The organism is Arthrobacter sp. NPDC057013 (assembly GCF_042674585.1).
Classification (GTDB): Bacteria; Actinomycetota; Actinomycetes; order Actinomycetales; family Micrococcaceae; genus Arthrobacter.
Genome location: NZ_JBHUSE010000008.1, coordinates 41493 through 66629 on the forward strand (window position 1 = coordinate 41493; position 25137 = coordinate 66629).

At 66.7% G+C, this 25137-nt stretch carries 23 protein-coding genes; 7 read left to right on the forward strand and 16 right to left on the reverse strand.

Annotation, left to right across the window (positions count from 1 at the left end; all coding sequences use genetic code 11):
- Nucleotides 1-25: 25 nt before the first annotated feature.
- Both ACFTSA_RS12580 and ACFTSA_RS12585 read right to left on the reverse strand, forming a co-directional pair.
- Nucleotides 26-1687, reverse strand: coding sequence for a stealth conserved region 3 domain-containing protein (locus ACFTSA_RS12580; protein WP_377951651.1), 1662 nt, complete (start codon nt 1685-1687; stop codon nt 26-28).
- Between the two features lie 21 nt (nt 1688-1708).
- On the reverse strand, nt 1709-2638 hold the full coding sequence (locus ACFTSA_RS12585; RefSeq protein ID WP_377951652.1) for a hypothetical protein: 930 nt from the start codon (nt 2636-2638) through the stop codon (nt 1709-1711).
- A gap of 148 nt (nt 2639-2786) precedes the next feature.
- Between ACFTSA_RS12585 and ACFTSA_RS12590 the strand changes: the two genes are divergently transcribed.
- Both ACFTSA_RS12590 and ACFTSA_RS12595 read left to right on the forward strand, forming a co-directional pair.
- Nucleotides 2787-3086: a type II toxin-antitoxin system VapB family antitoxin gene (locus tag ACFTSA_RS12590; RefSeq protein WP_043417724.1), complete on the forward strand. Its 300-nt coding sequence runs from the start codon at nt 2787-2789 to the stop codon at nt 3084-3086.
- Nucleotides 3079-3753 (forward strand): LytR C-terminal domain-containing protein, encoded by a 675-nt coding sequence (locus ACFTSA_RS12595; protein ID WP_377951653.1) that lies wholly within the window; start codon nt 3079-3081, stop codon nt 3751-3753. Before ACFTSA_RS12590 ends, ACFTSA_RS12595 begins: the two co-directional genes overlap by 8 nt.
- A 31-nt stretch (nt 3754-3784) precedes the next feature.
- Here the strand turns inward: ACFTSA_RS12595 and ACFTSA_RS12600 are convergent, their stop codons facing one another.
- Both ACFTSA_RS12600 and ACFTSA_RS12605 read right to left on the reverse strand, forming a co-directional pair.
- Entirely contained in the window at nt 3785-4435 is a 651-nt protein-coding gene (locus ACFTSA_RS12600) for a TetR/AcrR family transcriptional regulator (RefSeq protein ID WP_377951654.1), read from the reverse strand.
- Nucleotides 4436-4600: 165 nt separating this feature from the next.
- Nucleotides 4601-5329: a DsbA family oxidoreductase gene (locus ACFTSA_RS12605; protein WP_377951655.1), complete on the reverse strand. Its 729-nt coding sequence runs from the start codon at nt 5327-5329 to the stop codon at nt 4601-4603.
- Nucleotides 5330-5499: 170 nt separating this feature from the next.
- Between ACFTSA_RS12605 and ACFTSA_RS12610 the strand changes: the two genes are divergently transcribed.
- Nucleotides 5500-6537, forward strand: a complete 1038-nt coding sequence (locus tag ACFTSA_RS12610; RefSeq protein ID WP_377951657.1) for a glycosyltransferase family 4 protein — start codon at nt 5500-5502, stop codon at nt 6535-6537.
- A gap of 72 nt (nt 6538-6609) precedes the next feature.
- Here the strand turns inward: ACFTSA_RS12610 and ACFTSA_RS12615 are convergent, their stop codons facing one another.
- The 11 genes from ACFTSA_RS12615 to ACFTSA_RS12665 form a co-directional block, all read right to left on the reverse strand.
- On the reverse strand, nt 6610-7626 hold the full coding sequence (locus ACFTSA_RS12615; protein WP_377951658.1) for a Gfo/Idh/MocA family protein: 1017 nt from the start codon (nt 7624-7626) through the stop codon (nt 6610-6612).
- Nucleotides 7627-7630: 4 nt separating this feature from the next.
- Nucleotides 7631-8530: a TolB family protein gene (locus ACFTSA_RS12620; RefSeq protein WP_377951659.1), complete on the reverse strand. Its 900-nt coding sequence runs from the start codon at nt 8528-8530 to the stop codon at nt 7631-7633.
- Between the two features lie 422 nt (nt 8531-8952).
- A complete protein-coding gene (locus tag ACFTSA_RS12625; protein WP_377951661.1) occupies nt 8953-9954 on the reverse strand; it encodes a sugar phosphate isomerase/epimerase family protein in 1002 nt (333 codons plus the stop codon).
- 1 nt (nt 9955) lies between these two features.
- Nucleotides 9956-11158 carry a Gfo/Idh/MocA family protein gene (locus ACFTSA_RS12630; protein ID WP_377951662.1) on the reverse strand — a complete coding sequence of 401 codons (1203 nt, stop codon included), beginning with the start codon at nt 11156-11158 and terminating at the stop codon, nt 9956-9958.
- 9 nt (nt 11159-11167) lie between these two features.
- The gene (locus ACFTSA_RS12635; protein ID WP_377951664.1) at nt 11168-12298 is read right to left on the reverse strand and encodes a Gfo/Idh/MocA family protein; all 1131 of its coding nucleotides are present in this window, start codon (nt 12296-12298) and stop codon (nt 11168-11170) included.
- Nucleotides 12295-13047: a sugar phosphate isomerase/epimerase family protein gene (locus ACFTSA_RS12640; protein ID WP_377951666.1), complete on the reverse strand. Its 753-nt coding sequence runs from the start codon at nt 13045-13047 to the stop codon at nt 12295-12297. The genes ACFTSA_RS12635 and ACFTSA_RS12640 overlap by 4 nt, the downstream gene beginning before the upstream one ends.
- Before the next feature lie 50 nt (nt 13048-13097).
- Nucleotides 13098-13991, reverse strand: coding sequence for a carbohydrate ABC transporter permease (locus tag ACFTSA_RS12645; protein ID WP_377951668.1), 894 nt, complete (start codon nt 13989-13991; stop codon nt 13098-13100).
- Entirely contained in the window at nt 13991-14953 is a 963-nt protein-coding gene (locus ACFTSA_RS12650; protein WP_331569942.1) for a sugar ABC transporter permease, read from the reverse strand. Before ACFTSA_RS12650 ends, ACFTSA_RS12645 begins: the two co-directional genes overlap by 1 nt.
- A gap of 12 nt (nt 14954-14965) precedes the next feature.
- Nucleotides 14966-16294 carry an ABC transporter substrate-binding protein gene (locus ACFTSA_RS12655; RefSeq protein WP_377951671.1) on the reverse strand — a complete coding sequence of 443 codons (1329 nt, stop codon included), beginning with the start codon at nt 16292-16294 and terminating at the stop codon, nt 14966-14968.
- Between the two features lie 95 nt (nt 16295-16389).
- On the reverse strand, nt 16390-17220 hold the full coding sequence (locus tag ACFTSA_RS12660) for a hypothetical protein (RefSeq protein WP_377951673.1): 831 nt from the start codon (nt 17218-17220) through the stop codon (nt 16390-16392).
- The gene (locus ACFTSA_RS12665) at nt 17217-18311 is read right to left on the reverse strand and encodes a Gfo/Idh/MocA family protein (RefSeq protein WP_377951675.1); all 1095 of its coding nucleotides are present in this window, start codon (nt 18309-18311) and stop codon (nt 17217-17219) included. The genes ACFTSA_RS12660 and ACFTSA_RS12665 overlap by 4 nt, the downstream gene beginning before the upstream one ends.
- Nucleotides 18312-18482: 171 nt before the next feature.
- Here ACFTSA_RS12665 and ACFTSA_RS12670 point away from each other — a divergent pair, with 171 nt between their 5' ends.
- From ACFTSA_RS12670 to ACFTSA_RS12685, 4 genes are all read left to right on the forward strand, one after another.
- Complete coding sequence (locus ACFTSA_RS12670) at nt 18483-19706, forward strand: ROK family transcriptional regulator (RefSeq protein WP_377951677.1); 1224 nt, start codon at nt 18483-18485, stop codon at nt 19704-19706.
- Nucleotides 19707-19765: 59 nt separating this feature from the next.
- Entirely contained in the window at nt 19766-20860 is a 1095-nt protein-coding gene (locus ACFTSA_RS12675; protein WP_377951679.1) for a Gfo/Idh/MocA family protein, read from the forward strand.
- A gap of 1 nt (nt 20861) precedes the next feature.
- Complete coding sequence (locus ACFTSA_RS12680) at nt 20862-21611, forward strand: ThuA domain-containing protein (RefSeq protein ID WP_377951681.1); 750 nt, start codon at nt 20862-20864, stop codon at nt 21609-21611.
- 134 nt (nt 21612-21745) lie between these two features.
- Nucleotides 21746-22939 (forward strand): CynX/NimT family MFS transporter, encoded by a 1194-nt coding sequence (locus ACFTSA_RS12685; RefSeq protein WP_377951683.1) that lies wholly within the window; start codon nt 21746-21748, stop codon nt 22937-22939.
- Between the two features lie 225 nt (nt 22940-23164).
- Here ACFTSA_RS12685 and aceB read toward each other — a convergent pair whose 3' ends face one another.
- Nucleotides 23165-24835, reverse strand: a complete 1671-nt coding sequence (aceB, locus tag ACFTSA_RS12690) for a malate synthase A (protein WP_377951685.1) — start codon at nt 24833-24835, stop codon at nt 23165-23167.
- Nucleotides 24836-25137: the final 302 nt, after the last annotated feature.

The following is a 25137-nucleotide window of genomic DNA, read 5'->3' on the forward strand; positions in this document are numbered from 1 at the left end:
GCGGGGTTTCTGTGTGCAGAGGGGCCTACTTTTCCCAGGGCGCCTTGATCGGGTAGTACTTCTCCAGGAAGTCCGTAACCAGCTCCGCCCGCTCGCCGGCCGGAACCTCCGGAAAACTGCCGTCATTGAGGCAGAAGAAGTCCATGTTGCGCTTGGTCAGCAGCTTGGGCAGGTACTTCAGCCCCGACCGGAGCGTGGTGTCCACGTACCGCACCTTGGCCGCCGTCTGGGTCACGGCCCGGCCGGTCAGCAGCGCGTAGTAGTGGTAGAAGGAATTCGTGACGGAGATGTTGTCCGCGGCGCGGAATGTGCTGGCGGCCGTGCTCGCGAACTCTGCCGGGAACTCCTGCTCCATCTGGGCCACGAGGCTCCGCCGCAGCGGCGCCGCCGTGTGCTCCAGGTGGCGGGTGGTGATCCGGCCGAAGCGGTTCCAGAGCAGCTTCCGGTTGACGCGGGCGGCGTTCTCGAAGCCGCTGCGCTCGGCGTCGTTGTCTCCCAGGCCGATGCGCGTCTCCGCTTCAATGAACTTGGTGATCCCGCCCGGCGTGAAGAACATGTCCGGACCAACCGGCCGCCCGAAGAACATGTCGTCGTTGGAGTAGAGGAAGTGCTCGGAGAGGCCCTCGATGTGGTGCAGCTGGCACTCCACGGCCTGCGAGTTGTGGGTGGGCAGCACCGACGGGTCGGCGAAGAACTCCTCGCTTCGGACGATGGTCACCGACGGATGGTCGTTCAGCCATTCCGGCGCGGGAGAGTCCGTGGCGATGAAGATGCGGCGGACCCACGGTGCGAACATGTACACCGACCGGAGCGCGTACTTGAGCTCGTTGATCTGCCGGTAGCGTGCCTCATGATCGTCGCCTTCGCCCACGACAGCGCCAGCCATCCGGGCACGGCGGGCGGCGATGTACTCCGGGGAGGTGCCGTCCACCCAGGAGAAGACCATGTCAATGTCGAAGCTGATGTCGCTTGCGTGGTCTGCGAACATGTTCTCGATGGTGGGCCAGGTGTGCCCGTAGCGCTCGACCGTTCCGCGGACAGCCTCGTGCGCCATCATGGTGCGGCGGGTCAGGGAGTTCTCGATCGGCAGGATCACTTCGTTGCCCAGGAAGCTCCACAGCTCCACCTGGACGCCTGCGGATGCGCCGAATTCAAAGCCTCCCTCAGGCTCAACCCGCGGGCGGTACAGCCGGAAGATGCGCGCCTGCCGGTTGACGGAGAGTTCGCCGTCGGCCACCAGGACGGACGTTTTCTTCTTCGCGTCCACGGTCATGGAGTAGAAAGGCTCGTTCCGGCAGGCGTCAACGAGGGCGCTCCGCAGCTTTTTGCGGTCCTTCCAGTCAAGGGCAATCACCGGGCGGTCGTTGTTGCCCCGGACCAGCAGGTAGTCCAGGCCGGCCCCGTCCAGCACGTTCCGCAGGAAGAGCAGGTCCTCCACCATGGCCTGGTAGGGCGTCCGGGTGTCGTTGATCAGCGCATACCTGCCTGACCGGCGAACGACGTCCGGGCGGTGCTTGAGGCGCGCCACAGCCGCCGGGGACGTTGCTTCCGCAAGCGCGGGTATGTCGTCCTCGGCTGCCTGACCGCCGTAATAGATGTCGTCCTGAACCGTTACGTCCGTGATGGCGTTTCTCCCAGCTGTTAGGGGTGAAGTCTTACTTGCATGATAGTCCTGCCGGGAAAACATGCCGGGCAGGCGGCAGCGGACTCAGCCCAGCAGCGCCTGCCGCCAGCTGGACAGGAACGCCGCCCCGGCGTCGTCGTGAATGACAGTCTCCGGCATGCCCAGGTCGACGGCGGTGAGAACGTCGTATGGTTTGGCCGGGACGCCGTCCGCAGGGCGGACGTCGACGTGCTTCACGGCGTGGTCGTTGTGGTGCAGCCAGTCGGCCATGGCATAGTCCGTGCGGGAGTCGCCCACCGTCCGCCAGGCCTGCGGCGTAATGCCCTGGGCCGCCAGCAGTTCCACGGCGCGGCTCGCGCCAAGGTCCTTGCCCAGCCGGACCGACTCAATGTCCGTGGAAATGATGGTGGGGTCCACGCGGTAGTCGATCTCGTCGTCGGAGTTCGGTGCGTGGTGTTCCAGCCGGACGACGCCGAAACCGTGGCGCTCCATGAGCTCCAGGGCCTCCGCGTCAAACAGCTTCTGCTCGGCGAGGTACTCACTGTTCGGCACGTCGATGTGCTGCTCCACCGACACCATGGCGCGCTTGGTTTCATCGAAGAACATGTGGGACGAGTAGTCCTCGGCCACCATCCGCCGGACATCGTCGCCGTAGGCCGCCGGCACGGCAAGCTCGTGGTCCACGTGGATGGGTCCGGGGCCGGCAGCCGTGTAGCTGAACCACACCGCGCCCTTTTCGCAGATGGCGTGGATCAGCGTTCCACTGGGCATTCCGGCTGCGATCATGGGCTCCATGACCTGCTCGCGGATGAACGTATCGGAGCGCCCGGTGTTGAAGATGACTGGAATTCCGGCGTTCGCGAGAGCAACCAGATCGGCGATGATTTCCGGTTTTACATCCCTGGTGACGGGGCTGGCGACCGGCCCGTCGACGTCCAGGAGAAGTGCCAGTGCGGGTGCCGACGGAGTGTGGGCGCCGAACCCGGTGGCGGGGTTGGCTGAAGGTGCAGTCATGGCTCCATTCTGTCAGCCGGCGCCGGCCAATCCGCCCAGGCGGTGGGCGGCGGCCGGCATGTGACACATAGTTACTGTTTGGCTACAACCTCCCGCGGCACGCTGATTCCACATTCCCTTGAACTGGCCAGTTGCATACGCTTACAGGGTGATATTCAAAGCTGTGGGCGAGGGACGCCCTTACCCCGACCATGGTTTCAGTACCCCCAAAGACTGGGCGGCGCTTCCGCCCCGTCCCGTGCGGCTGGATGAACTTGTGACCACCAAGCGGACCCTGGACCTTGAAGCGCTCCTTGCCGAGGACTCCACCTTCTTTGGCGACCTGTTTCCCCACGTGGTGCAGTACCAGGGCACCCTCTATCTTGAGGACGGCCTGCACCGGGCGGTAAGGACGGCACTCCACCAGCGCACCGCGATACATGCAAGGGTGCTTGTGATCGATGGCTAGAAAACCCAAAGACCTGACCGTTCTCCACGGTCACCGCGTCATTACCGGCCCCGAGCTCAGGGCCACGTTCGTCGAGGATGACGGGAACGCGGAAAACCCCGGCCGGCTGCGCCGCCGGATCCTGCACGGCGTGGTGCTGGTGCTGCTGCTGGGCCTCATTGTCGCGGGGATCATGGGCGCGATGGGGGTGATGAGCGGGCAGATCAAATTTCCGTCCGCCATCCAGGCCCAGGAGAAGTCCTCCGTTTGCCCGGCAACGACATTCGACTACACGCCGCCCGCCAAGGTGAAGGTGAACGTCCTCAACGCCACGAGCCGCAACGGCCTGGCCAAGGCGGCAGCCAATGAGTTCAAGGCCCGGAAGTTTGTTGTCGGCAATGTGGCCAACACGCAGACCGGCTACCGCGGCGTGGCGGCAATCGTCTCGGGTGCTGCCGGACAGTCGGCGGCCTTCACCGTGCAGCGGAATCTGCCCGGCTCCGATTACTTCCAGGACGGGCGCAAGGACGCCAGCGTGGATGTGATCCTGACCAGCGACTACCGCGGCCTGGTCAAGCCGCAGCTTGTTGACCAGACGCCGGGCCAGCTCAGCTGCCCGCGGGAAACCCGGCGCGTGGCCGACGATTCGCAGTGGCCGGTCATGCCCACCCAGGGCGCCAAGCCCTGAGTTTTTGGCCGGGTAAACCGTTCCCTGGTCCTTAGCCGGCCGCAGCGGCAGGGGGCTGCAGGCGCAGGGGGCGGCCGCCGTCGTCGAACCTTGCCCCGGCGCCCAACTGGATGAAGCGGACGGTCCGGGAGATCCTTTCCTCCAGGTCTTCGGAGGCGTCGCCGCCGCGGGCGGCGCTGGAGGAGAGCGTGCCGTGGATCAGCTGCGCCTGCTGCAGGGGATCGGCCATGGGGAAATAGCCCTGGTCCATGCCGTCGCGAAGAATGTCCTGCAGCATGTCGCTGAGCCCGTCCACGTGGTCCGCGAGCTTGGCGAACGACGCCGGCGACAGGACAGCACCCATGGCCGGTCCCGGGGGCAGATGGCGGCGGCTGAGATCCTCCACCTGGGCCCGCACGTACAGCGCGAGGCGGTCCACCGGATTGTCCAGCCGGGACAGTGACTCGCGCAGCCCGGACATGAACCGCTCCGTCTCCACGAGGGCGTAGGCGATCAGGAGCTCTTCGATGTCGGCGTAGTAGTTGTAGACAGCCGTGCGGCCGATCCCCGCGTGCCGGGCGACATCCGTCATGGTCAGCCCGGGCAGCCCGTGGGAGAACAGGAGCTCGCCGAACGCGTTCAGGATGCGGCGCTGGGTCTCGGCGCGTTGCGCAGCGTTGCTGGGGGCCGAAATCCGTGGCATAGGGACACTTTATCGTGATCTGTCACCAAACCGGTGCCGAGTTTTTGTCCAGATAATGGCCTCTTAACGCCCGCCAGGGGACGATATCTGGACAAAAACTCGGAGACTCAGATGGCAGTCCGGTCTGGCGGCGCAGCTCAGGCGGCGCAGTTCAGTCGGCGCAGCTCAGACGGCGCAGCCGTCCGGGCCGCACGCGTTTTCGTTCTCCGATGTGGCGCTGGCTTTGTCGGTTTTCTCGACGCCGACCATCACCAGCGGCTGCGACTCCTGCCAGGCCTGCTCCAGGGCCATGGTGAAACTCGCCGCGGGCTGGGCACCGGACAGACCGTACTTGCGGTCGATCACGAAGAACGGAACGCCGCTGATGCCCAGGGCGCGGGCTTCGGCGAAGTCACGGCGGACATCGTCGGCGTACTTGTCGGTGCTGAGCAGCTCGGCGACGTCCCCGGCGTCGAGCCCAAGCTCCGCGCCCACCGACGTGAGGTAATCGGGGCTGCCGATGTCCTTGCCGTGCTCGAAGTGGTCGCTGAGCAGCCTCTCCTTGGCAGCATCCTGCTTGTCGTGCGCGGCAGCCAGGTGGATCAGCCGGTGGGCCGTGAAGCTGTTGGCAACCACGACGGCGTCAAACCGGTAGTTGAGGCCCTCACCTTTGGCCTGGGCTGCTACATGCTCGAACATCTGGGTGACTTGGCCGGCGGCCATGCCCTTGCGCTTGCTGAGGTAGTCCAGCTCGGTGCCGTCGTAGTGCTCGGGCAGGCTCGGGTCCAGCTGGTAGCTGCGCCACTGCACCTCCACCTGGTCGCGGTGCGGGAATTCGGCAAGGGCGGACTCGAAACGGCGCTTGCCGATGTAGCACCAGGGGCAGGCGACGTCGGACCAGATCTCAATCTTCATGCTTGCGACAACTCCTGTGCTTTCCTGAGCATTCCTGCCAGGACAGTTGCTTTGGTCACGTACTCATTGCGGTGGATGGGGACCCGGCTGAGCCCTTGTCTGGCGGCAGGCGCGGCCCTATTGTTTGGACTAACTCCCGGCGGTCAGGCCGTACCTTCGTGGGAGGCAAAATGCGCATAGGACTGATATCGGCACCGTGGATCCCGGTGCCGCCGCCCGGCTACGGGGGCACTGAGCGGGTGGTGGACAGCCTTGCGCGCGGATTTGCCGCGGCCGGACATGAGGTCCTGCTGGCAGCCCCGTCCGACAGTACCTGCCCCGTTCCACTGGCCCCGCGGATGCGCCCCTCCGAACCGGCGGACATGGGGTTCGCGTTGTCGGAGCTGAGCCATATCGTCAGGGCCTACGACGGCATGGCAGGGGTCGACATCATCCACGACCACACCATGAGCGGACCGCTCTATGCCCACCGTCCGGCCGGAATCCCGGTGGTCACCACCATCCACATCCGCCTGGCCCAGCAGGCCGTGGACCTGTACAGCGCGGCCGGAAAGACCACGGGCATCATCGCCATCTCCCATGACCAGGTCAGCCGGTCGCCGGAGGTTCCGGTGACGAAGGTGATCCACCACGGCATGGACGTGGCGCCCGTTCCGGTGGGCCAGGGGACCGGCGGCTACCTGTGCTTCATCGGACGGCTGTCCCCGGACAAGGGGATCCTCGAGGCCATCCAGATCGCCCGTGCCGCGGTCATCCCGCTGCGCATCAGCGCCCGGATCCAAGGACCCGAGGAGCAGGCCTATTTCGACGACGTCGTCAAGCCGGCGCTGGGGCCCGACGTGGACTTCACGGGGCCGCTGTCCGACGCCGAAAAATACGAACTGGTGGGCGGCGCGCTCGCGTTCCTGAATCCGATCCAGTGGCCGGAACCGTTCGGGCTCGTGATGATCGAGGCGCTGGCCACCGGAACGCCCGTCGTCGGGACCCCTCTCGGCGCTGCGCCGGAAATCGTGGAGCACGGCGTCACGGGCTATCTGGGCAGCGTCGACCAGCTCGCCGGGTTCGCTGCCCAGGCCGCAGGTCTCAGCCGGGAAGCCTGCCGCGCCTCAGCGGAGCAGCGCTTCAGTTCGGCCCGCATGGTGGCCGACCACCTGGCGCTCTACGAGGAGATCCTCGGCGGACGGGCCCCGGGCGTGGTGGTCGAATGAGGCGAAGACGAGTTCCTCCTGTGCAGCTGCAGTTCGGTGATCCGGGACAGCACAGTTTCACCCATTGGAGGATCATTCCGGGGCGGAATCGGCGTCGTACTTCAGTCCGATCTGGCGGCGAATCTCGTCCATCGCGGCCATGACGGCGACGCTCTCGGCCGGTGGAAGAACGGTGCCCGCGGTGAGGCCGGCCCGGATGAGGCGTTCCATCTCGGCGGCCTGGTACTGCATGCCCCTGCCGGTCACCGGCTGGTGGAACCGCTCCAGGACGTTCCCCTGGTTGTCGTACCGGGTGAAGGACGTGGGGTTGTACCAGGTGGGTTCGATGTCGATCCATCCCTCGGTCCCGATAATGGCGGCGCGGTTGTTTGAGGCCGTGTCCAGGGCGCAGTCCACGAGTGCCTGCTGCCCGTCCGGATACTCGAAGATCGCCGCCGTTTGCCGGTCCACGCCCGTGGCCGTCATGGCAGCGCTGGCCCGGATGGTGTCCGGCCCGCCGAGGACGTCGAAGACTAACGACACCGGGTAGACGCCGAGGTCCAGGAGGGCACCGCCGCCCAGGGACGGATCGTTGAGCCGGTGCGCGGGGTCCTTGGGAAGGTTCTGGTTGTGGCTGGCTGTCACCTTCCTGATCTGCCCGAGTGAGCCCTCGGCGATGATCTCGCGGAGGCGCGCCATGTGGGGGAGGAAGCGGCTCCACATGGCCTCCAGCACCACCAGGCCCTGAGCCCCGGCCAGTGCCACCAGCTCCTGCGCTTCCCGGGCATTGACGGTGAACGGTTTCTCCACCAGCACGTGTTTGCCGGCGTTCAGGGCGAGCCGCGCGTGGGCGTAGTGGAATGTGTGCGGGGTGGCGACGTAGACGACGTCGACCTCCGGGTCCGCAACGAGCTCTTCGTAGCTCCCGTGGGCGGTGGGTATGCCGAACGTTTCGCTGAAGCGCTCGCTCGATTCGAGCGTGCGGGAGCCGGCCGCCTGCACCGTGAAGCCGTTGTCGACCAGGTCCTGGGTTTGCAGCCCGGCGATGAAGCCGGTGCCGAGGATGCCCCAGCGGATTGCTCCGTCGGAAGTGCCATTGCTTAGGGTCACGTGCTTAGTCCTTTGGTGAGTCAGTGATCGGATACGCAACACAGGCAAAGCGCCTCGAATCCGGCGACCAGCTGTTGACGTTGAGGGTACCTTGGCCGCCAAAAAGTGGCCACGTATGGAGTGGTGTGGTCCAGTCATCGGTTGATACAAGTACGACGTCGACGGGCAGGTCCGCCGGGTGGCCTTGGGTGCCGCTGGGGAAACGGATGTAGCTGGCCAGACGGCCATTGGGGGACAGATGCGGGAACCAGTCGACGGTGTCGCTCTCAAGGAGCCGCTCGGCGTCGTTGTTATTGACCCCGCTGCCGCCTGCGGGACGCACGCGTGCCAGCTGGGCGTGGCCGGGCCGGCTGGTGAAGGCCTCCGTATTGAAGTACAGCCACTCGCCGTCGGGGGAGTATTCGGGTCCGTCGCAGTGGCCGTCGACGCTGATCGGGGAAGAAGTGCCGCCGCTGGCGGGAATCGTCATGAGCCGGCCCGGCTGGGTGAAGTCGCCGGCCTCGATACTGACGTAGGCCAATTCCTCGCCGTCCGGGCTGACGCCGTGCAGGAAGTGGAAGGAGCCGTCGTCCTTGGTGATGCGGGTGGCCTGCCCGCCGGCGAGGGCAGCGCTGTAGATGTGGCCGTCATTGGCCGAGAGGAAGATGTGCTCACCGTCGGGGTCCAGGACATGGTCGTTGTTGAGGTCCGGGATCCCGGTGAGCGGGATCCGGCTGATGGTCCGGCCGGCAAGGTCAAGCGTCCAGAGCTTTCCGCCGCCGTTGAGGACCAGGGACGCGCCGTCGACGGTCCAGTTGGGAGCCTCCAGGAGGATGTCATCGGTGGCGTAAACAAGTTCGCGTTCTCCCGTGGAGGAGGCGATCCAGACCTCACACCGCTGGCCGGGCTGAAGCGTCCTGATCATTGGGCGTTCCTCTCTGATTCGGGATCCAGTTCCCTGATGCGGATGTTCCGCCACCGGCATTGGGCGCCCTTTCCCCACCGGGCTTCGCCGAACATGGCGTCGTTGTCGTGCACCTCCAGGGCGATGTGCCCCCTGCTGCCGAGAAGCTCGCCAGGCCGTTGCCGAAAAAGCCGCCGATCCCGCTGGGCGGGCGAGGCCCAGCTGGTCGAAGTGCTCCAGCACGCTCGGGCCGCTCGGATAGACGGTGCCGTAGATCCGCGGTGCGGGATGCCAGCCGGCCAGGCTCTCGCCGTCGAACAGCGGGACGAACTCGTGCATGGGCGGGATTCGTTTGGCGGTCCGTGGAGTTTTTGTCCAGATATCGGCCGCTAAAGGCCCTCTGACTCGCGATATCTGGACAAAAACTCCAATGGAAGTGGGGGTCAGTCCTTGCTGCTGAAGGCTGCGTCGAAGCTGGTTTGGGAGGCGGGGAAGTCGAACTTTTTGAGGGCTGCGAGGGCTTCGGGGGCGCCGTGGAGGCGGTCCATGCCGGCGTCTTCCCACTCAATTGAGATGGGGCCGGTGTAGCCGATCGCGGTGAGGGCGCGGAAGGAGGATTCCCAGGGGACGTCGCCGCGGCCGGCGGAGACGAAGTCCCAGCCGCGGCGGGGGTCGCCCCAGGGCAGGTGGGAGCCCATGACGGTGTTCCGGCCGGTGAAGCGGAGCTTGGTGTCCTTGCAGTCGACGTGGTAGATCCGGTCCTTGAAGTCCCAGATGAAGGAGACGGGGTCGATGCCCTGCCACATGAAGTGGGAGGGGTCCCAGTTCAGGCCGAACGCTTCGCGGTGCCCGATCGCCTCGAGGGTGCGGACGGTGGTCCAGTAGTCGTAGGCGATCTCGGAGGGGTGGACTTCGTGGGCGAAGCGGACGCCGCATTCGTCGAAGACGTCCAGGATGGGGTTCCAGCGGTCGGCGAAGTCCTGGTAGCCGGCGTCGATGACCTTCTCCGGCACGGGCGGGAACATCGCGACGTACTGCCAGATGGAGGAGCCGGTGAAGCCGACGACGGTGTCCACGCCGAGGGCTTTGGCGAGCCGGGCGGTGTGTTTCATTTCCTCGGCGGCGCGGGTGCGGACGCCTTCGGGGTCGCCGTCGCCCCAGACCTTGGACCCGACGATGGCTTCGTGGCGGAAGTCGATCGGGTCATCGCAGACCGCCTGGCCCTTGAGGTGGTTGGAGATGGCCCAGACCTTGAGGTTGTATTTGTCCAGGATGGCGAGTTTGGACTCGACGTAGCCGGGCTCGTCCCAGCGCCAGGCGTCCAGGTGGTCGCCGGAGACGGCGATTTCCAGGCCGTCGTAGCCCCAGCCGGAGGCGAGACGCGCGACTTCCTCGAAGGGGAGGTCGGCCCACTGGCCTGTAAACAGCGTGTACGGGCGGGGCATGTCAGGCTCCTTCGGTAGCGGTAGCGGTGTTGGCGGGCTGGACGAGTTGGATGGTGGCGCTCTTCGCTGCGGCGGACTCCTCGACGGCGGCCAGGACGCGCTGGACGGCGAGGCCTTCCTCGAACGACGGCGACGGCGCGTCCCCGGCGCTGATCGCGGTAAGGAAGTCGCGGATCTCGTGCGTGAAGGTGTGTTCCCAGCCGATGATGTGGCCCTGCGGCCACCACGCGTCCAGGTAGGGGTGCCCGGGCTCGTTGACCAGGATCCGGCGGAAGCCCTGTTCCCGCACGGGAACCGTGGCGTCCAGGAAACCGAGTTCGTTCAGGTTCTCCAGCTCAAAGAGGATGGTGCCCTTCTCGCCGTAGATCTCCAGCTTCAGGGAGTTCTTCTGGCCGGTGGCCACCCGGGAAACCTCGACGGAGGCGATGGCCCCGGAGGCGAGGGACAGCGTGGCCCAGGCGGCGTCGTCGACCGTCACGTCCTCCGGACCGTGCTTGCCGGGACGGACCGGCGTGAAGGTGTGCAGCCGGCCCGAGACCTCGGTGACCGCGTCGCCGAGGAGGAACAGCACCTGGTCAATCGCGTGCGAGGCGATGTCCCCGAGCGCCCCGGACCCGGCGGTTTCCTTGTTCAGCCGCCAGGTCATCGGTGACTCCGCGTCGGCGAGCCAGTCCTGCAAGTACGCCGCCCGGACGTGGCGGACCGTGCCGAGCCGGCCCTCAGCGATCAGTTCCCTGGCCAAAGCCAGCGCCGGGACGCGGCGGTAGTTGAACCCGACCATGGACTGCACTCCGCGTGCCCGGGCCGCCTGCGCCGCGGCGGTCATGGCTTCGGCCTCGGCGAGGGTGTTGGCCAGCGGCTTCTCCACGAGCACGTGCTTGCCTGCTGCCAGGGCGGCGACGGCGATCTCGGCATGCATCCAGCCCGGGGCGCAGATATCCACGATGTCGATGTCGTCCCGTTCCAGGACGGAACGCCAGTCGGTGGCGGACTCGGCCCAGCCGTACCTGGCGGCCGCGGCGGCGACCTGGCCCGCGTCCCGGCCCACGAGCACCTTCTGCTCGAAGGCCGGAACGTCGAAGAAGGACGCGACGTTCCGCCACGCGTTCGAGTGGGCCTTGCCCATGAACGCGTAGCCGATCATCGCCACACCCAGGGGGCGGTTGGCTCCCGGCGGTGTGCCGGGCGATGCGGAGGAAGTCATTGGTTGTTCCTAGAGGGTTGCGGTTTCCGGGGCCCAGTCCTCGGGGAGGGCTGCGGACGCGGGAGCGGAGCTTTCGACGTCGACGAACGTGCCGGACTCCATCGACTCGGAGATCGAGACCATGGTGTCCAGGACGTGGTAGGCGAGGTTGCCGGTGGCACGGTGCGGGACGCCGGCGCGGATAGACCGTGCCATGTCCAGCACGCCCATGCCGCGCCCGTTGGCCGGGCCGGTGGCGGGGATGACCGTCCAGTCCTCGTCGCCCGCGCGCCAGAGCTTGATGTCGCCGTCGAAATAGTTGGGGTCCGGAAGCGAAATGGTGGCCTCGGTGCCGGTGATCTCCACGAAGCCCATCCGCTGGCGGGGCGACTCAAACGAGAAGACGCTGTGCGAGGACGCGCCGCCCTCGAACTGGGCCATCGCGGAGACGTGGGTGGGGACGTCCACGGTGAATTCCTCGCCGGCCTTCGGACCCGAGCCGATGACCCGGACCTCCTTGGCCTTGGATCCGACGGCGGCCACCTTCCGGACTGAGCCGAAGGTCTGGACCAGGGCGGTGAGGTAGTACGGACCCATATCGAACAGCGGTCCGGCGCCGTACTGGAACAGGAAGGCGGGGTTCGGGTGCCAGGACTCTGGACCGGGGGTCTGGAACGTGGTCATCGCGGTCAGCGGCGTGCCGATGTCGCCACGCTCGATCAGCCGGCGGGCGGTCTGCAGCCCGGCGCCGAGGAACGTGTCCGGCGCGGTGCCGAGGCGGATGCCCGCGGCGTCCGCCGTCTTCAGCAGCCCCAGCCCGGACTCGCGGTCCAGCGAGAACGGCTTCTCCGTCCAGACGTGCTTGCCCGCGTTCACCACCGCCGTCGCGACCTCCACGTGCGCGGCCGGGATGGTTAGGTTGACGATGATTTCGACGTCGGGATGGTTCAGTGCGGCGTCCACGCCGCCCCACGCCGGAATGCCGTATTCCTTCGCCCGCGCCTCAGCCGCCTCCTCGAAGAGGTCGGCGATGACCAGGACCTTCAGGTCCGGAAAGACCGTCAGGTTATCCAGGTACTGCTTGCTGATGTTGCCGGCGCCGATGATGCCGACGCCGACCGGCCCCCGGAGGGAAGACGGGGTGAATGCGGTGCCGCTCATGCCTGTGCCCCTTCGGTGGTCTTGGCGGAGTTCAGGAAGGCCAGCGACTGGCTGATGCCGTCGAAGATGTCCCCGGAATAGTCGTCGAATTCCACGACGCCTACTTCCAGCGACTTCGCCGCGCTGATGACGTCCCAGACCGCGATCTTGCCCTGGCCGGCTGGCTGCTGGGCTTTGGTGTCGGTGTTCAGCGGGCCGTCCTTGATGTGGATGAACTTCACCCGGTCACCCAGCTTGGTCAGGATGTCCACCGGATCCTGGCCGCCCACGGCCACCCAGTAGGTGTCCACTTCCAGGACCAGTTCGGGATCGAGCAGCGCTTCGAAGTACTCCAGCGCGGTCTGGCCTTCGATGGTGGACTCGAGCTCCCACGCGTGGTTGTGGTAGCCGACGCGGATGCCGTACTCGGCGCCCTTCTTGGCGGCGGCGTTGAGCTTGGCGGCGGTGGCCTGGACGGTCTCCGCGTCCTGCCAGTGCTCGGCCGGGAGATAGGGGTCGATGACGGTGGTGATGCCGAGTTCCTTCGCGGCGGCGAAGATCTCGTCCTGGTCCTGGCTGAGCAGCGGCGCGTGGCCGGACGGGGCGGTCAGGCCGTTCTCCTTCAGCGCGGCGCCGAGCTCCTTGGCCGTGGCCACGAAGTTGTACGGCTCCACCTGCGTGAAACCGATCTCGGCAACCTTCTTGATGGTTCCGGGCAGGTCCTCCTGGATCGCGTTGCGGAGGGTGTACAGCTGGAGTGAGTAAGACATGTCGTTCCTTTGCGGGAGTTGGATTGTTCTCGAAAAAGGGTCAGGGCGGGCTAGCGGCCGGCGAGGGATCCGCCGATGCCCCCGACGCTGAAGTACTTGTTCAGGGTGGCGAAGACGATGACCGGCGGGAGCATCATGACCACGGCAAGGGCCATGACGGAGGTCCAGTCCGTGGCGTTCTGCTGGAAGAAGGACTGCACGCCCATGGGGAGGGTGAAGATCTCGTTGGAGCGAAGGAACACGATGGCCACGAGGTAGTCGTTCCAAGCCAGTAGAAAGGCAAAGATTGCGGTGGAGAGGATACCGGGCAGTGAGTTCCTGAGGACCACCCTGCCGAAAGAGCCGAAGACGGAGCAGCCGTCGATCCAGGATGCTTCCTCGAGGCTGATGGGGATGGAGTCGAAGTAGGCGGCCATCATCCAGGTGGCCACGGTCATGGTGGAGCCGACGTAGATGATGGTGATACCCAGCAGGTTGTCCACCAGGCCCATGCCGGCGAACAGGATGAACAGCGGGACCACGGAGGTGATGATGGGCAGGGACTGCATCACGAACAGCAGCAGGGAGTAGCCGGAGACTGCCTTGCTGCGGCCGCGGGAGAGGACGTAGCCGGCCGGTGCGGCCACGGCCACGGAAACCACCACTGTGGAAAGGGTGGTGATGAGGCTGTTCTGCAGCCACGTCGCGGCGAGGGTCCCGGAGAACACGTTGGCCAGGTTCTCGAAGGTCACTCCCGTAGCGGTACTGGTCGGTCCGGGGGTGAAGGCCAGGAGCACGGTGACCATGATGGGTACCAGGACGATCGCGGTGATGATGAGGATCAGGATGAACCGCCACCAGCGGCCGCGCTGGCCCGCATCTGACAGGGCGCGGCGTTTCGGGCCAGTGCCAGTGACTCCCAGAACCGGGCCGGATTGGGGATGGGCGTGAACTGCAGCGCTCATTATTCGACACTCGACTTTCGGATCTGGCGGTACAGGATGACGGAGATGACCACCAGGGTCATGGTCATGAGGAAGGCAATGGCCACGCCGGGGCCGGTGGCGAAATCCTGAAAGACGGTGCGGTAGGCCAGGACCACCAGCGAGGTGGTGGCGCTTACCGGTCCGCCTCCGGTGAGGAGGTAGATCGTGGGGAAGTCGTTGACGCAGAAGATCGTCATCAGGATCCAGGAGATGTACGTCGACCGGGCGATCAGCGGAAGGGTGATCTGGCTGAACTGCTGGAAGCGGGTGGCGCCGTCCATGCTCGCTGCTTCATACACGGTGGTGTCCACCGAGGCCAGCGCGGCGGAGATCATCATCATCATGAACGGGAAGCTGACCCAGACCTTGAAGACCATCACGGTAATGGCGGCGAGGTTGGGGTCCGCCAGGAACAGCGGCGTTCCCAGGCCAAGGTTACGGAACAGTGAGGGGATCAGGCTGTCCGGGGTGGCCACCAACCAGTTCCACGCGGTGGAGGACACCACGATGGGCACCACCCAGGGCAGGAGCAGCAGGACTTTGAAGGTCCCGCCCGCCGGGATTTTTGTCCTCAGCAGGAGTGCGAGTCCCAGCCCCACCAGCCACGAGCCGAAAACGCCCACGATGGTGAACCAGAGCGTGAACTGCGCCGCTTTCCAGAACGCCGGGGAGGACAGGACGGTGGCGAAGTTTTCACCGCCAACGAAATTGCCGGTCTGCAGCAGGTTGCCGTCGTGCGTGGCCTGCACCGCTGCGTAGATCAGCGGGTAGCCGTGAATCAACACGAGCAGAACCACCGACGGGATCAGTAGCCAGAAGAACGTTCTGGTGGTTTGCGCCGAGAGCTTGCTCTTGCGCTTTCCGGGGGCGGCACCGGAGCCGCCGGGGGAAATTCCCCGGCGGGCCCGGCTGAGGCCGGTTTGAGCAGTAGTGAGTGCCATGGACGGGACCGCTTACTTCTTAAGGACGGATTCGAGGCCGGACTGGAAAGTCTGCAGCGCGGTCTTGGCATCAGCCTTTCCGGTGATGATGGTCTGGCTGAACTGGTTCAGCGCCTGTCCGCCGTCAAGTGCGGCGAGATTGGCGTTCAGGGTGTTGCCCTGGGAAGCGAAGGTCTTGGCGATGGGCTGCCACTCCTTCACGATCTTGACGTTGTTCGGGTCGTTCGCGAACTCGGGGATTTCGGTGATCGATTTGAAGACCGGCAGGGCGGACATCAGCTTCTTCTGCCACAGCTGCTTGAGCTGGCCCAGGTAGTACACGAGGAACTCCTCGGACGCGTCCTGGGAGGGCGTGTTGGTGTACATCATGATGTTGTTCGGGAAGACGATGGTCGCTTTGTCCCCGTGCGGGCCGGTGATGGGGTCGGCCACCAGGAGGTCGCCGGAGGTGTCGCCCACGCGCTGTGGGACGTTCACCTGGAAGAGACCGAAGCCGGCTTTGCCGTCCTTCCACTGGGCGGACATGTTGTCGGTGGTGTAGCTGACGGCGGCAGGATCGACGATGCCGTTGGAAACAAGTTCGAGGACGAACTCCATGGCTTCGACGTTTCGGTCGTTGAGCAGGTCCAGCTCGCCGTCCTTGTTGAACACGCCGCCCCCGTTGTTGACCATCATCATGATCATGGAGTGGTTGGCATAGTTGTTGCCGGCGCCAGCACCGGTGGTGAAACCAAAAGCGCCGACCTTCTTCAGTGCCTTGCCGGCTTCCAGGAGAGACGGCCAGTCTGTCGGCAGGGCAACGTTCGCCTTTTCGAACAGGGACTTCCGGTACCAGAAGACGCGCATGTCCAGCTGCCACGGCACGGCCACATAGCCCTTGTCCGACTTGAACGGATCCAGCACCCCCGGCAGGAAGTCGTTGTACTGTCCGTTGGACTTGAGCTTTTCGATCACCTTGTCCGCGTAGGCGATCTGGCCCTGCTGCTCGAACTGGAACGCCTGGAAGCCGCCGCCGGTGGACACCGCGGGGCCGGTCTTGGACGCGATGGCTGACGAGAACGTCTGGTAGAAGTTGTTCCACTGGATGATCTGATAGCTCGCCTTGGCGCCGTTGGCTCCGGAGAAGCCTTCGGCGATTCCCTTGGCCGCGTCGTTGTAAGCGGGGGTGGCCCAAGGCATATCCCAGAACTTGACGGTGCCGCCGGCTCCGCCTCCACCGCCCTTGGTTGCTGAGCCGCCGCCGCACGCGGCGAGCAGGGGAACGGAGGCGGCAGCCGCAGCGAAGCCGAGGAATCCCCGGCGGGAGAAAGCGGAGGATGCGACGGAGGATTTAGCAGACACAGTGTTTCCTTTCAGGCCCGGGCTGCTGAGTGCCCGGGCCCTTCTCGACGATGAGTGGATATTGCAGGTGACGCTGGAGGTGCTGGTGAAGCTGTCTAACCGGTGAGCTGGCTGAGGAGTGCCATGACCGCCGTGAACTGGGCCAGGTCGCCGGCGGGGTTGCCGGACGTGACGTGGGAGTGGGCCCGGGCCCAGCTGGTCCGGTGAGCGGATTCGTAAAGTGTGGGAAGCGTCGTCGCTCCCGCCGCGGTGACGGCGCGGACTTCGGCCGGCCAGGCCGCTGCGGGGTCCGGAAGGACGACGTCGGCACTCCCGTTGGAGGTCAGGACGGAGACAGTGGCGGTGGCCGGCAACGCCGAGCTCATGATGCCCTGCAGTGCCGCCGGCGCGCCGTTGGGGAGGGTGGCGGCCACGGTGTAGCCGTTGGGGCTGCGCTGGATCATCCGCGGGTTCCGCAGCTCGATGCCGCACTGCACGATGACAGAGAGCTGTTCCGTCAGCAGCTGCAGGGGCTCGGTTCCCGGCGGTGCCACGGCTACCGAGTCCAGCAGGGCGGCGTTCGCGAGCGCACCACCAATGACGGTGTCAACCTTCCCGTTGGACCCGGCGATGGCCGCGTTCCCGGCCCAGCGCTGGTCCAGCACCACCGCCGAACCTGACTCAGCGGCGGCTTCGGCCAGCAGGTCCACGTCCTCGGGCACCGGCGAGGAGACGACCACGCCCTTGGCGCCGCCGCGGATTGCTTCGGCCGCGCGCTGCGTCCAGCCGGCGTGGCCGGCGACCGCGATGACATCCGGCGAACCGTCCTTGGCCGGGCCCTGGGCAGGAGCGGGGGCGAAGGACAGGGGGAGGGAAGCGGCGACGGCTGCAACGGCGCCTGCTGCCTCGGCCTGCGGGTCCGCGTACAGGGACAGCTGCGGGCTCATGCGCTGACCTCCTCGGCTGCGGTGGCGCCGGTGGCTCCGGTGCCGACGAGGGCGACGGCGCCCTCCGCGATGGACAGGGCGAACTCAAGATCGTGGATCAGGGTTTCGGCCGACGGCGGCTGGCCGGTTCCGTTGGCCAGTTCGGCCAGCTTGCGCCATTCCCCTTCGTAGCCGTTGTGGCCGTAGGGGCCCAGGAACAGGGTCTGCCCCGCCTTCCGGATCTGGGCGGTGGCCGACCCGGCGTGGACATAGGAGGGAGTGAAATCGATTTTCAGTGCAGCGTCGTCGCCGATGGCCTCGAACACCCAGGCAGGTTCCCAGGTGTCGTTCATGGCGGCGCGCAGCTCGATGGAGACGGAACCGGCGCGCATGGAGATGACGTAGCCGAAGGGCTGGGCGGTTTCCGCGTGCAGGACTTCCACGGCTGCAAAGTCGGGGGTGAAACGGCGGACCAGGGGCAGGTCGTGGATGGCCAGGCCCATCACGCCGCCTTGGAGGCGGGCCTTGATGACCTCGGGGTCGCTGAGGTCCTGGGACGGCATGGGAGTCCGGCCCACGATCTCGGTGGCGAAGTCCTCGAAGCGCGGGTTGGGCGGCAGGACGATGGAGGAACGGATGGTGTGGACCCGCTCCGGCAGGTCCCCCCAGGCCGCTTCGGCGGCAAGCCAGCCCGGATCGAAGGTGTGCATCGCGCCGACAATAATGGGGACGCCGGTCTCGGCCGAGACTGCGGAGATTCCGGCTGCCTCCTCGCCGGTCATCGCGAACGGCTTCTCGCACAGCACCGCCTTTTTGCCGGCCCGGCAGCTGGCGATGACCTGCGCGGCATGGAACTGGTGGGGGCTGCAGATGGCGACGATGTCGACGTCGGGGTCGGCCAGCAGTTCCTCCATGCTGGTGCTGAAGCGGGCGCCCACCCGGCCGGCGACGGATTCGGCCACGGCCGGATCCACGTCCATGATGTGGCGCACCTGAAGAATGTCGGTGAGTCTGGCAAGGGATGGCAGGTGGATCGCCTGGGTAACAGGCCCCGCGCCCAGGATGCCGACGCCCAGTGGCGCTCCTGGTTGGTGGTGGCTCGACAAGGTCATTACCTCTTCGTAATCGCCGGAAAAAGCTCTGCCCGCCGCGACCGGAATCGGTGATGCGGCTCACAGCTCAACCTAGAACCACTTTTGACGACCGTCAAGCAAAAGTCGGAAAGTGATCGGCATTCTTTGTGTCCTGTGACACTCAGAAGCATTCGTGCTATCACTGAACCCATGAGTCCACGAACGGGTAATGGCCAGACTGCGGAGCCGGTATCCACCGACGGCTCGGGCAGTCTGTCCCGCGCCGGTGACCTGTTTCAGCTGCTCCGCGACGGCAAAGCCCGGACCCGGGCGGAACTGGCGCTGACCACTGGACTTGCCCGCTCCACCGTGGCTTCCCGCATCGACGCACTCATTGCGTCGGGACTGGTGGGACCCGCTGGTGAGGCGTCATCGAGCGGCGGCAGGCCGCCGTCGCGCTTTGCCTTCAAGCCTGCCGCCCGGGCAGTGCTTGCAGTCGACGTCGGTGCCACCCACGTGAGCATCGCGGTCACTGACCTGGGCGGAAACATCCTCAGCGAGCGGCGTCTGGCCCAGGATGTGGCCGAAGGGCCCGAGGCGGTGCTTGGCCGGGTGGTTACCGAGGCGACGTCGCTGCTGGCGGAAACCGGACGGACGGTCGGCGACCTTGCCGGCGTCGGAATCGGCCTGCCGGGGCCCGTGGAGCACGCCACCGGCATGCCTGTGAAGCCGCCCATCATGCCGGGCTGGGACGGGTTTGACGTGGTCAGCTACGTTCAGCGCTCGTTTCCCGTACCGGTGCTCGTGGACAACGACGTGAACATCATGGCGCTGGGGGAACGCACAGCCCACTGGCCTGAGCACGACAACTTCCTGCTCATCAAGGTGGCCACGGGCATCGGCGCCGGCATCATCAGCAACGGTGAACTGCAGCGCGGCGCCAACGGGACCGCCGGCGACCTGGGCCACGTCCGCGTGCCCAGGGGCGACGACGTCCTGTGCCGGTGCGGCAACTACGGCTGCCTTGAGGCGCTGGCGTCCGGCCCTGCCGTGGCACGGGCACTGGCGGCACAGGGCCTGGAGGCGGCGGGAGGGGCGGACGTCCTGCGCCTGGTGGCCGAGGGAAACCTGCAGGCCATCCAGGCCCTGCGCCAGGCCGGCCGGGACGTGGGCGACGTGCTTGCCACCGTGGTGAACCTCCTTAATCCCTCCGTCATCGTGGTCGGGGGAAGCCTCGGCCAGGCCGGGGAGCACCTCATGGCAGGCGTGCGTGAGGTGGTTTACCGGAGATCCCTGCCGCTCGCCACAACCCACTTGCGCATCGGCCTGTCCATGGCCGGTGACAAGGCCGCCGTGCTGGGCGCGAGCCAGATGGTCACGCAGCACGTGCTGTCCCCGACGGTCATCGAAGCCACGCTGCAGGCCACGGGGTAGGGCCGCCCCGCCAACGTAAGACCAACTTTCACATCCAAGCGAAATCGGAGTCTTGAACATTGAGTACGCAGAAAAACGCGCCCCTGAGGGTTGGCGTCGTCGGCATCGGCTGGGCCGGCCAGCAGCACATCAAGGCCTACAAGAAGATCGACGGCGTGGAGCTGGTTGCGGTCGCCGCGATGGAAGCGGAGCTGCTTGCAAGCATCAAAGACGAGTACAGCGTCCCCCGCACATTTGCGCGCTGGGAGGACCTGATCGGGTTGGAAGGGCTCGACGCCGTCAGCGTGGCCGTGCCCACCTTCCTGCACGCCCCGATCGCCATCGCCGCGCTGGAGCGCGGGCTGCACGTCCTGAGTGAAAAGCCCCTGGCCCGGAACGGCGAAGAGGGCCTCCAGATGGTGGAGGCCGCGCGGAAGGCCGGCCGGGTCCTGGACGTGGCCTTCAACCACCGCCGCCGCGGCGATATCCAAAAGCTGAAAAGCATCATCGACGACGGCGAACTCGGCCGCCCGTACTACGCCAAGGCTTCGTGGCTGCGGCGGCAGGGGATCCCCATGCTGGGCAGCTGGTTCACCAACCCCGCGCTCGCCGGCGGCGGCCCGCTGGCAGACATCGGCGTCCACGTCCTGGACTATGCCCTGCACCTGCTGGGCGAACCCCGCGTCCTCTCCGTCTCGGCGTCGACGCATTCTGAGCTGGGCCCCCGCGGCCTGGGCGGCAACGCCCGCTACACGGCCATGAAGTCATCGCACAAGTTTGAGGTGGAGGACTTCGCCTCGGCGTTCATCCGGCTGGAGGGCGGAGGCACGCTCATCCTCGAAGCGGGCTGGGCCGCCTACCGGGACGAGGAGGACCTGATGGACTTCACCGTGTACGGCACCGACGGCGGAGCGGAACTCCGCGCCGTCGGGGCCTCCAACGTCCCCGTCGCCGACGTCCGGATCTTCAAGGAAAAGGACGGCGAGAACGCCGACTACGTGGTGGTGGCGGAGCCGGGCCGGGCGCATCAGGCCGTGGTCGAAGACTTTGTGGACGCCGTCCGCGGCGGCGAGACTGTGTGGGGCGCCCACGACGGCTCGCTGGCCCTGACCCGTGCCCTGGTGCTCGACGCCTGCTACAAATCCGCCCTCGAACAGCGCGAAGTGAGGCTCTGACATGACCGAAAAACTCAACATCCTGGTCTGGAACGAAGGGGTCCACGAGGCCCGCAACCAGCCGGAAACCATGGCCGAGATGTACCCCAGCGGCATGCACGGCGCGATCGCGGATGGGCTCAGGGGCTTCTACCCGGACGCCGGCATCACCACCGCCACCCTCGCCGACCCGGAGCACGGGCTCTCCGAGGAGACCCTCGCCGCCACCGACGTGCTCCTCTGGTGGGGCCACTGGGCGCATGACGAGGTCAGCGACGAAGTGGTGGAACGCGTCCAGCGCCACGTCCTCGGCGGGCTGGGCCTGGTGGTGCTGCACTCCGGGCACTTCGCGAAGATCTTCACCGGGCTGCTGGGCACCACCTGCTCACTGAAGTGGCGCAACGAGGGCGAGCGGGAACTCGTGTGGACCGTGAAGCCCTCGCACCCGATCGCCGCCGGTGTTGAAAGCCCGATCGTCATCCCCAAGCAGGAGATGTACGGCGAACTCTTCGACATCCCCGAGCCAGACGACCTCATCTTCATCAGCTCCTTCGAAGGCGGCGAGGTGTTCCGCTCGGGCGTGACGTTCACGCGCGGGAAGGGACGGATCTTCTACTTCAGCCCGGGCGACCAGGAGTACCCCGTGTACCACCAGCCGCAGATCCGCCAGGTGATCGCCAACGGCGTGGGCTGGGTAGCGCAGCCGGCCCGGTTCCGCGAGGCACCGGGCGTCAGCAACGCCCAGCGGGACTGGTTCCTGAACACCCCCTAAAGAACGTACCGGCGCGAACGTACACTTGTGGCCCTAACCACGAGCGGGCTTTGCCGCCGTGCGGGGCGCCGCGTGATAGCAATAAGAGTGATGAAACCCCTTTCCCGCTTCCAGCCCCCTGCCCCCTGCGCCGCATGAGGGGCGCCACCGGAACCGGGATTCCCCGCAGCTGGATACTCCTCGCGTGCATCGGCCTCATCGCCCTCAACATGCGCGGCCCCTTCGTGGCGGTGGCACCGGTACTGGGTCCGATGCAGCACGATACGGGGTTCTCGCCCGTTGAACTGGGCCTGCTGACCGGGATCCCCGTGCTGTGCTTCTCGCTCGCGGCGCCCCTTGCCTCGCTCGCCGGGCGCCGGTTCGGTGCGGAACTGGCCATCACCCTCACGCTCGCCGGTGTCCTCGCCGGTGTAGCGGTCCGTTCGGCCGGCGGCGGCGCCATGGTGATGGCGGGTACCGTGATCCTCGGCCTGGCCATCACCGTGGGCAACATCGCGGTGCCGCTGATCATCCGGCGGGACTTCTCGCCGCGGCGCCAGGGGACAGCGATGGGCATCTACACGGCCGCCCTGAACGTTGGATCGTTCGTTACGTCTGTGGTCACGGCGCCGCTGGCCGAGCTGGCCGGCTGGCGAGCGGCCATTGCGGCCTCGGCGGCCTTCGCCGTCGCCGCCGCCGGGTTCTGGATCTTCGCGTCCGGGCGCCGGGCCTTCGTCCCCGCCGCCGATGACGGCAGGGGCGGCCCGCCCCCGACCGGCCGTCCGGCGTCGCGCTGGATCACGGCGGGCCTGACAGTTGGGTTCGCAGGCCAGGCCATCTCCTATTACGGCGTCACGGCCTGGCTGCCAAGCCTGCTGTCCGATGTGCTCGGGATGACCCCTGCCGCCGCGGGGGCAGGCTCCTCGCTGTTCCAGATCATGGCCATCGCAGGCGGTTTGGGCGTGCCGCTTGCGGCCCGGTTCATGAGTACGACGACGGTCGCGGTCACCCTGGGTGCCATGTGGCTGACCGTTCCGCTGGGGCTGCTGTTCGTTCCCCAGCTGTGGTGGCTGTGGTCCTCGCTCGGGGGAGTGGCGCAGGGCGGGGGCATCACGCTCATCTTCATCGCCATCATCAAGCTCGCACGCGACCAGGCGTCGGCGGGCAGGATGTCGGCCGTGGTCCAGGGCGTTGGTTACGGCGTCGCGGCGCTGGCTCCCACCGTGGTGGGCTATGTCCACAGTGCCTCGGGCACCTGGTCCGCGCCGCTGCTGGTGATTCTCGGTTCCGTGCTGGCCTTCTTCATTTCAACAACGCTGTCCGTGCGGAAGGTGCCCCGCCAGCGTTAGGCGCGGCCCCGCCGTCGTTCGCTCCTTACCCCCAACAGCCTTAAGCCCCAACAGCGCGAACTGGCAGCTGATGCCCTCAAACCTGGGTTTTCGGGTCATTAGCTGCCAGTTCGCGCTGCAGGGAAGTTCCGCTGCCGGGCCGCCTCCCCGGCCTTCGGGGGTGCCTGTTGCGAAGGGCGTGGCGGCCCGGCGGACGGAAATCTGTGCCGGTTCAGAGGGCGATGCTCAGGCGGCGACGAGCTCGTCCTCGATCGCCTCGGCCGTGGCGTCGGTGCCCTCGCGGGCTTCGTGCAGGTACCGGGCGTACGCGGGAACCGTGAGGAAGCTGGGGAACTTGTCGCTCAGCGTGACCTCCTCGAAGATGTCGCGGGCATCGGCAAAGCGGTCGCCGTCGAAGCGCTCCAGGCGGGCGAACTCTTCGTCCAGCATCTCCTCCACCCATTCCCGGCTGATGATCTCGCCGTGGTCCGTGATGGCGCGGGAGTAGATCCACTGCCACAGCTGCGAGCGGGAGATTTCCGCGGTGGCGGCGTCCTCCATCAGGTTGTGGATGGCGACTGCGCCGTTGCCGCGCAGCCAGGATTCGATGTAGCGGATGCCCACTTCGATGTTGTTGCGGATGCCTTGCTCGGTGATGTTGCCCTGGGTGGCGGCGACATTGATGAGGGCGCGGTCGTCCGGGGTCACGTCCTCACGCAGACGGTCCAGCTGGTTGCGACGGCCGGCCAGGACGCCGTCGAACACCTCGCGGCACACGGGCACCAGGTCCGGGTGCGCCACCCAGGAGCCGTCGAAGCCGTCCGCTGCCTCGCGGGTCTTGTCCGCGCGGACCTTCTCGAAGGCGTTGGCGTTGGCGGCCTCGTCCTTGCGGTTGGGAACGGCGGCGGCCATGCCCCCAATAGCCATGGCGCCGCGCTTGTGGCACGCCCGCACCAGCTGTTCGGTGTAGGCCCGCATGAACGGGGCCGTCATGGTCACCTGGCCACGGTCCGGCAGGACGAAGCGCGGGCCGCGGGTGCGGAAGTTCTTGATGAGGGAGAAGATGTAGTCCCAGCGGCCGGCGTTCAGGCCCGCGGCGTGGTCGCGGAGTTCGTAGAGGATCTCCTCCATCTCGAAGGAGGCGGTGATGGTTTCGATCAGCACCGTGGCGCGGATGGTGCCCTGCGGGATGCCGAGCAGGTCCTGGGCCAGGATGAAGATGTCGTTCCAGAGCCGTGCTTCGAGGTGGTTTTCGATCTTGGGCAGGTAGAAGTACGGGCCCTTGCCCTGGGCCAGGAGGCGGCGGGCGTTGTGGAAGAAGTACAGGCCGAAGTCCACGATGCCGCCGGCGATGGGTTCGCCGTTGATCAGCATGTGCTTCTCGGGCAGGTGCCAGCCGCGGGGGCGGACCACGATGGTGGGCAGGTCTTCGGCGGCCTTGAGCTTGTACTCCTTGCCCTCGGGCGAGGTGAAGTCGATCCGGCGCTCCAGAGCGTCGGTGAGGTTCAGCTGGCCCTGGATGACGTTGCGCCACGACGGCGTGGAGGAGTCCTCCATGTCCGCCAGCCAGACCTTGGCGCCGGAGTTCAGGGCGTTGATGGTCATCTTGCGGTCCACCGGTCCGGTGATCTCCACGCGGCGGTCCTCCAGGCCCGGGGCCGGGGGAGCGACCCGCCAATGCGGATCGTTGCGGACGGACTCGGTCTCCCGCAGGAAACGCGGGTCCTGGCCGCGGGCGATGTCCTCCCGCCGGGCACGACGCGCCCGCAGAAGTTCCTCGCGCCGCCCCGCCGTGGCCTTGTGCAGCTTTGCAACGAAGGCCAGAGCGTCCGGAGTAAGCACTTCGCCCTGCCGGCAAATCGGCTGAGCGGTCAAGGTGATCCCGTTGATCGTGAAGTTGTCGGTGAAGCTGTTCATTTCTGTCTCCTTAGAAGAAGCAAAGTGACGGCGGTGGCGGCTGGTGGCGGGTGGCCGAAAAAGGCAATCCTCCGCGTGCTATTCCCCATGCCCGGCAAGGGCCTCGCAGAGCTCGGCCAAGCCGGGGCATGGGGCCCCTTTTACGCACGCTTCCGGATCGCCTTTCCCGGCCCGAGGCAGGGGCACCTGGGTGCCGGCCGCCGTCGTTCCTTCGGGTGAGCGATGTTGCCGGCTCACCTTGGGGCTGGATGGGCCCACGGCCGCCGGGTTCCCTCGCGAGCTTGCGAGCGGAGGGGCGGCCG

Coding starts and splice junctions, on each gene's coding strand:
- ACFTSA_RS12595 (WP_377951653.1), top strand. CDS start 3,079: ATGGCTAGAAAACCCAAAGACCTGACCGTTCTCCACGGTCACCGCGTC.
- aceB (WP_377951685.1), bottom strand. CDS start 24,835: ATGAACAGCTTCACCGACAACTTCACGATCAACGGGATCACCTTGACC.
- ACFTSA_RS12625 (WP_377951661.1), bottom strand. CDS start 9,954: ATGCCCCGCCCGTACACGCTGTTTACAGGCCAGTGGGCCGACCTCCCC.
- ACFTSA_RS12605 (WP_377951655.1), bottom strand. CDS start 5,329: ATGAAGATTGAGATCTGGTCCGACGTCGCCTGCCCCTGGTGCTACATC.
- ACFTSA_RS12610 (WP_377951657.1), top strand. CDS start 5,500: ATGCGCATAGGACTGATATCGGCACCGTGGATCCCGGTGCCGCCGCCC.
- ACFTSA_RS12650 (WP_331569942.1), bottom strand. CDS start 14,953: ATGGCACTCACTACTGCTCAAACCGGCCTCAGCCGGGCCCGCCGGGGA.
- ACFTSA_RS12665 (WP_377951675.1), bottom strand. CDS start 18,311: ATGACCTTGTCGAGCCACCACCAACCAGGAGCGCCACTGGGCGTCGGC.
- ACFTSA_RS12680 (WP_377951681.1), top strand. CDS start 20,862: ATGACCGAAAAACTCAACATCCTGGTCTGGAACGAAGGGGTCCACGAG.
- ACFTSA_RS12635 (WP_377951664.1), bottom strand. CDS start 12,298: ATGAGCGGCACCGCATTCACCCCGTCTTCCCTCCGGGGGCCGGTCGGC.
- ACFTSA_RS12645 (WP_377951668.1), bottom strand. CDS start 13,991: ATGAGCGCTGCAGTTCACGCCCATCCCCAATCCGGCCCGGTTCTGGGA.
- ACFTSA_RS12620 (WP_377951659.1), bottom strand. CDS start 8,530: ATGATCAGGACGCTTCAGCCCGGCCAGCGGTGTGAGGTCTGGATCGCC.
- ACFTSA_RS12580 (WP_377951651.1), bottom strand. CDS start 1,687: ATGTTTTCCCGGCAGGACTATCATGCAAGTAAGACTTCACCCCTAACA.
- ACFTSA_RS12685 (WP_377951683.1), top strand. CDS start 21,746: ATGAGGGGCGCCACCGGAACCGGGATTCCCCGCAGCTGGATACTCCTC.
- ACFTSA_RS12600 (WP_377951654.1), bottom strand. CDS start 4,435: ATGCCACGGATTTCGGCCCCCAGCAACGCTGCGCAACGCGCCGAGACC.
- ACFTSA_RS12630 (WP_377951662.1), bottom strand. CDS start 11,158: ATGACTTCCTCCGCATCGCCCGGCACACCGCCGGGAGCCAACCGCCCC.
- ACFTSA_RS12640 (WP_377951666.1), bottom strand. CDS start 13,047: ATGTCTTACTCACTCCAGCTGTACACCCTCCGCAACGCGATCCAGGAG.
- ACFTSA_RS12585 (WP_377951652.1), bottom strand. CDS start 2,638: ATGACTGCACCTTCAGCCAACCCCGCCACCGGGTTCGGCGCCCACACT.
- ACFTSA_RS12670 (WP_377951677.1), top strand. CDS start 18,483: ATGAGTCCACGAACGGGTAATGGCCAGACTGCGGAGCCGGTATCCACC.
- ACFTSA_RS12660 (WP_377951673.1), bottom strand. CDS start 17,220: ATGAGCCCGCAGCTGTCCCTGTACGCGGACCCGCAGGCCGAGGCAGCA.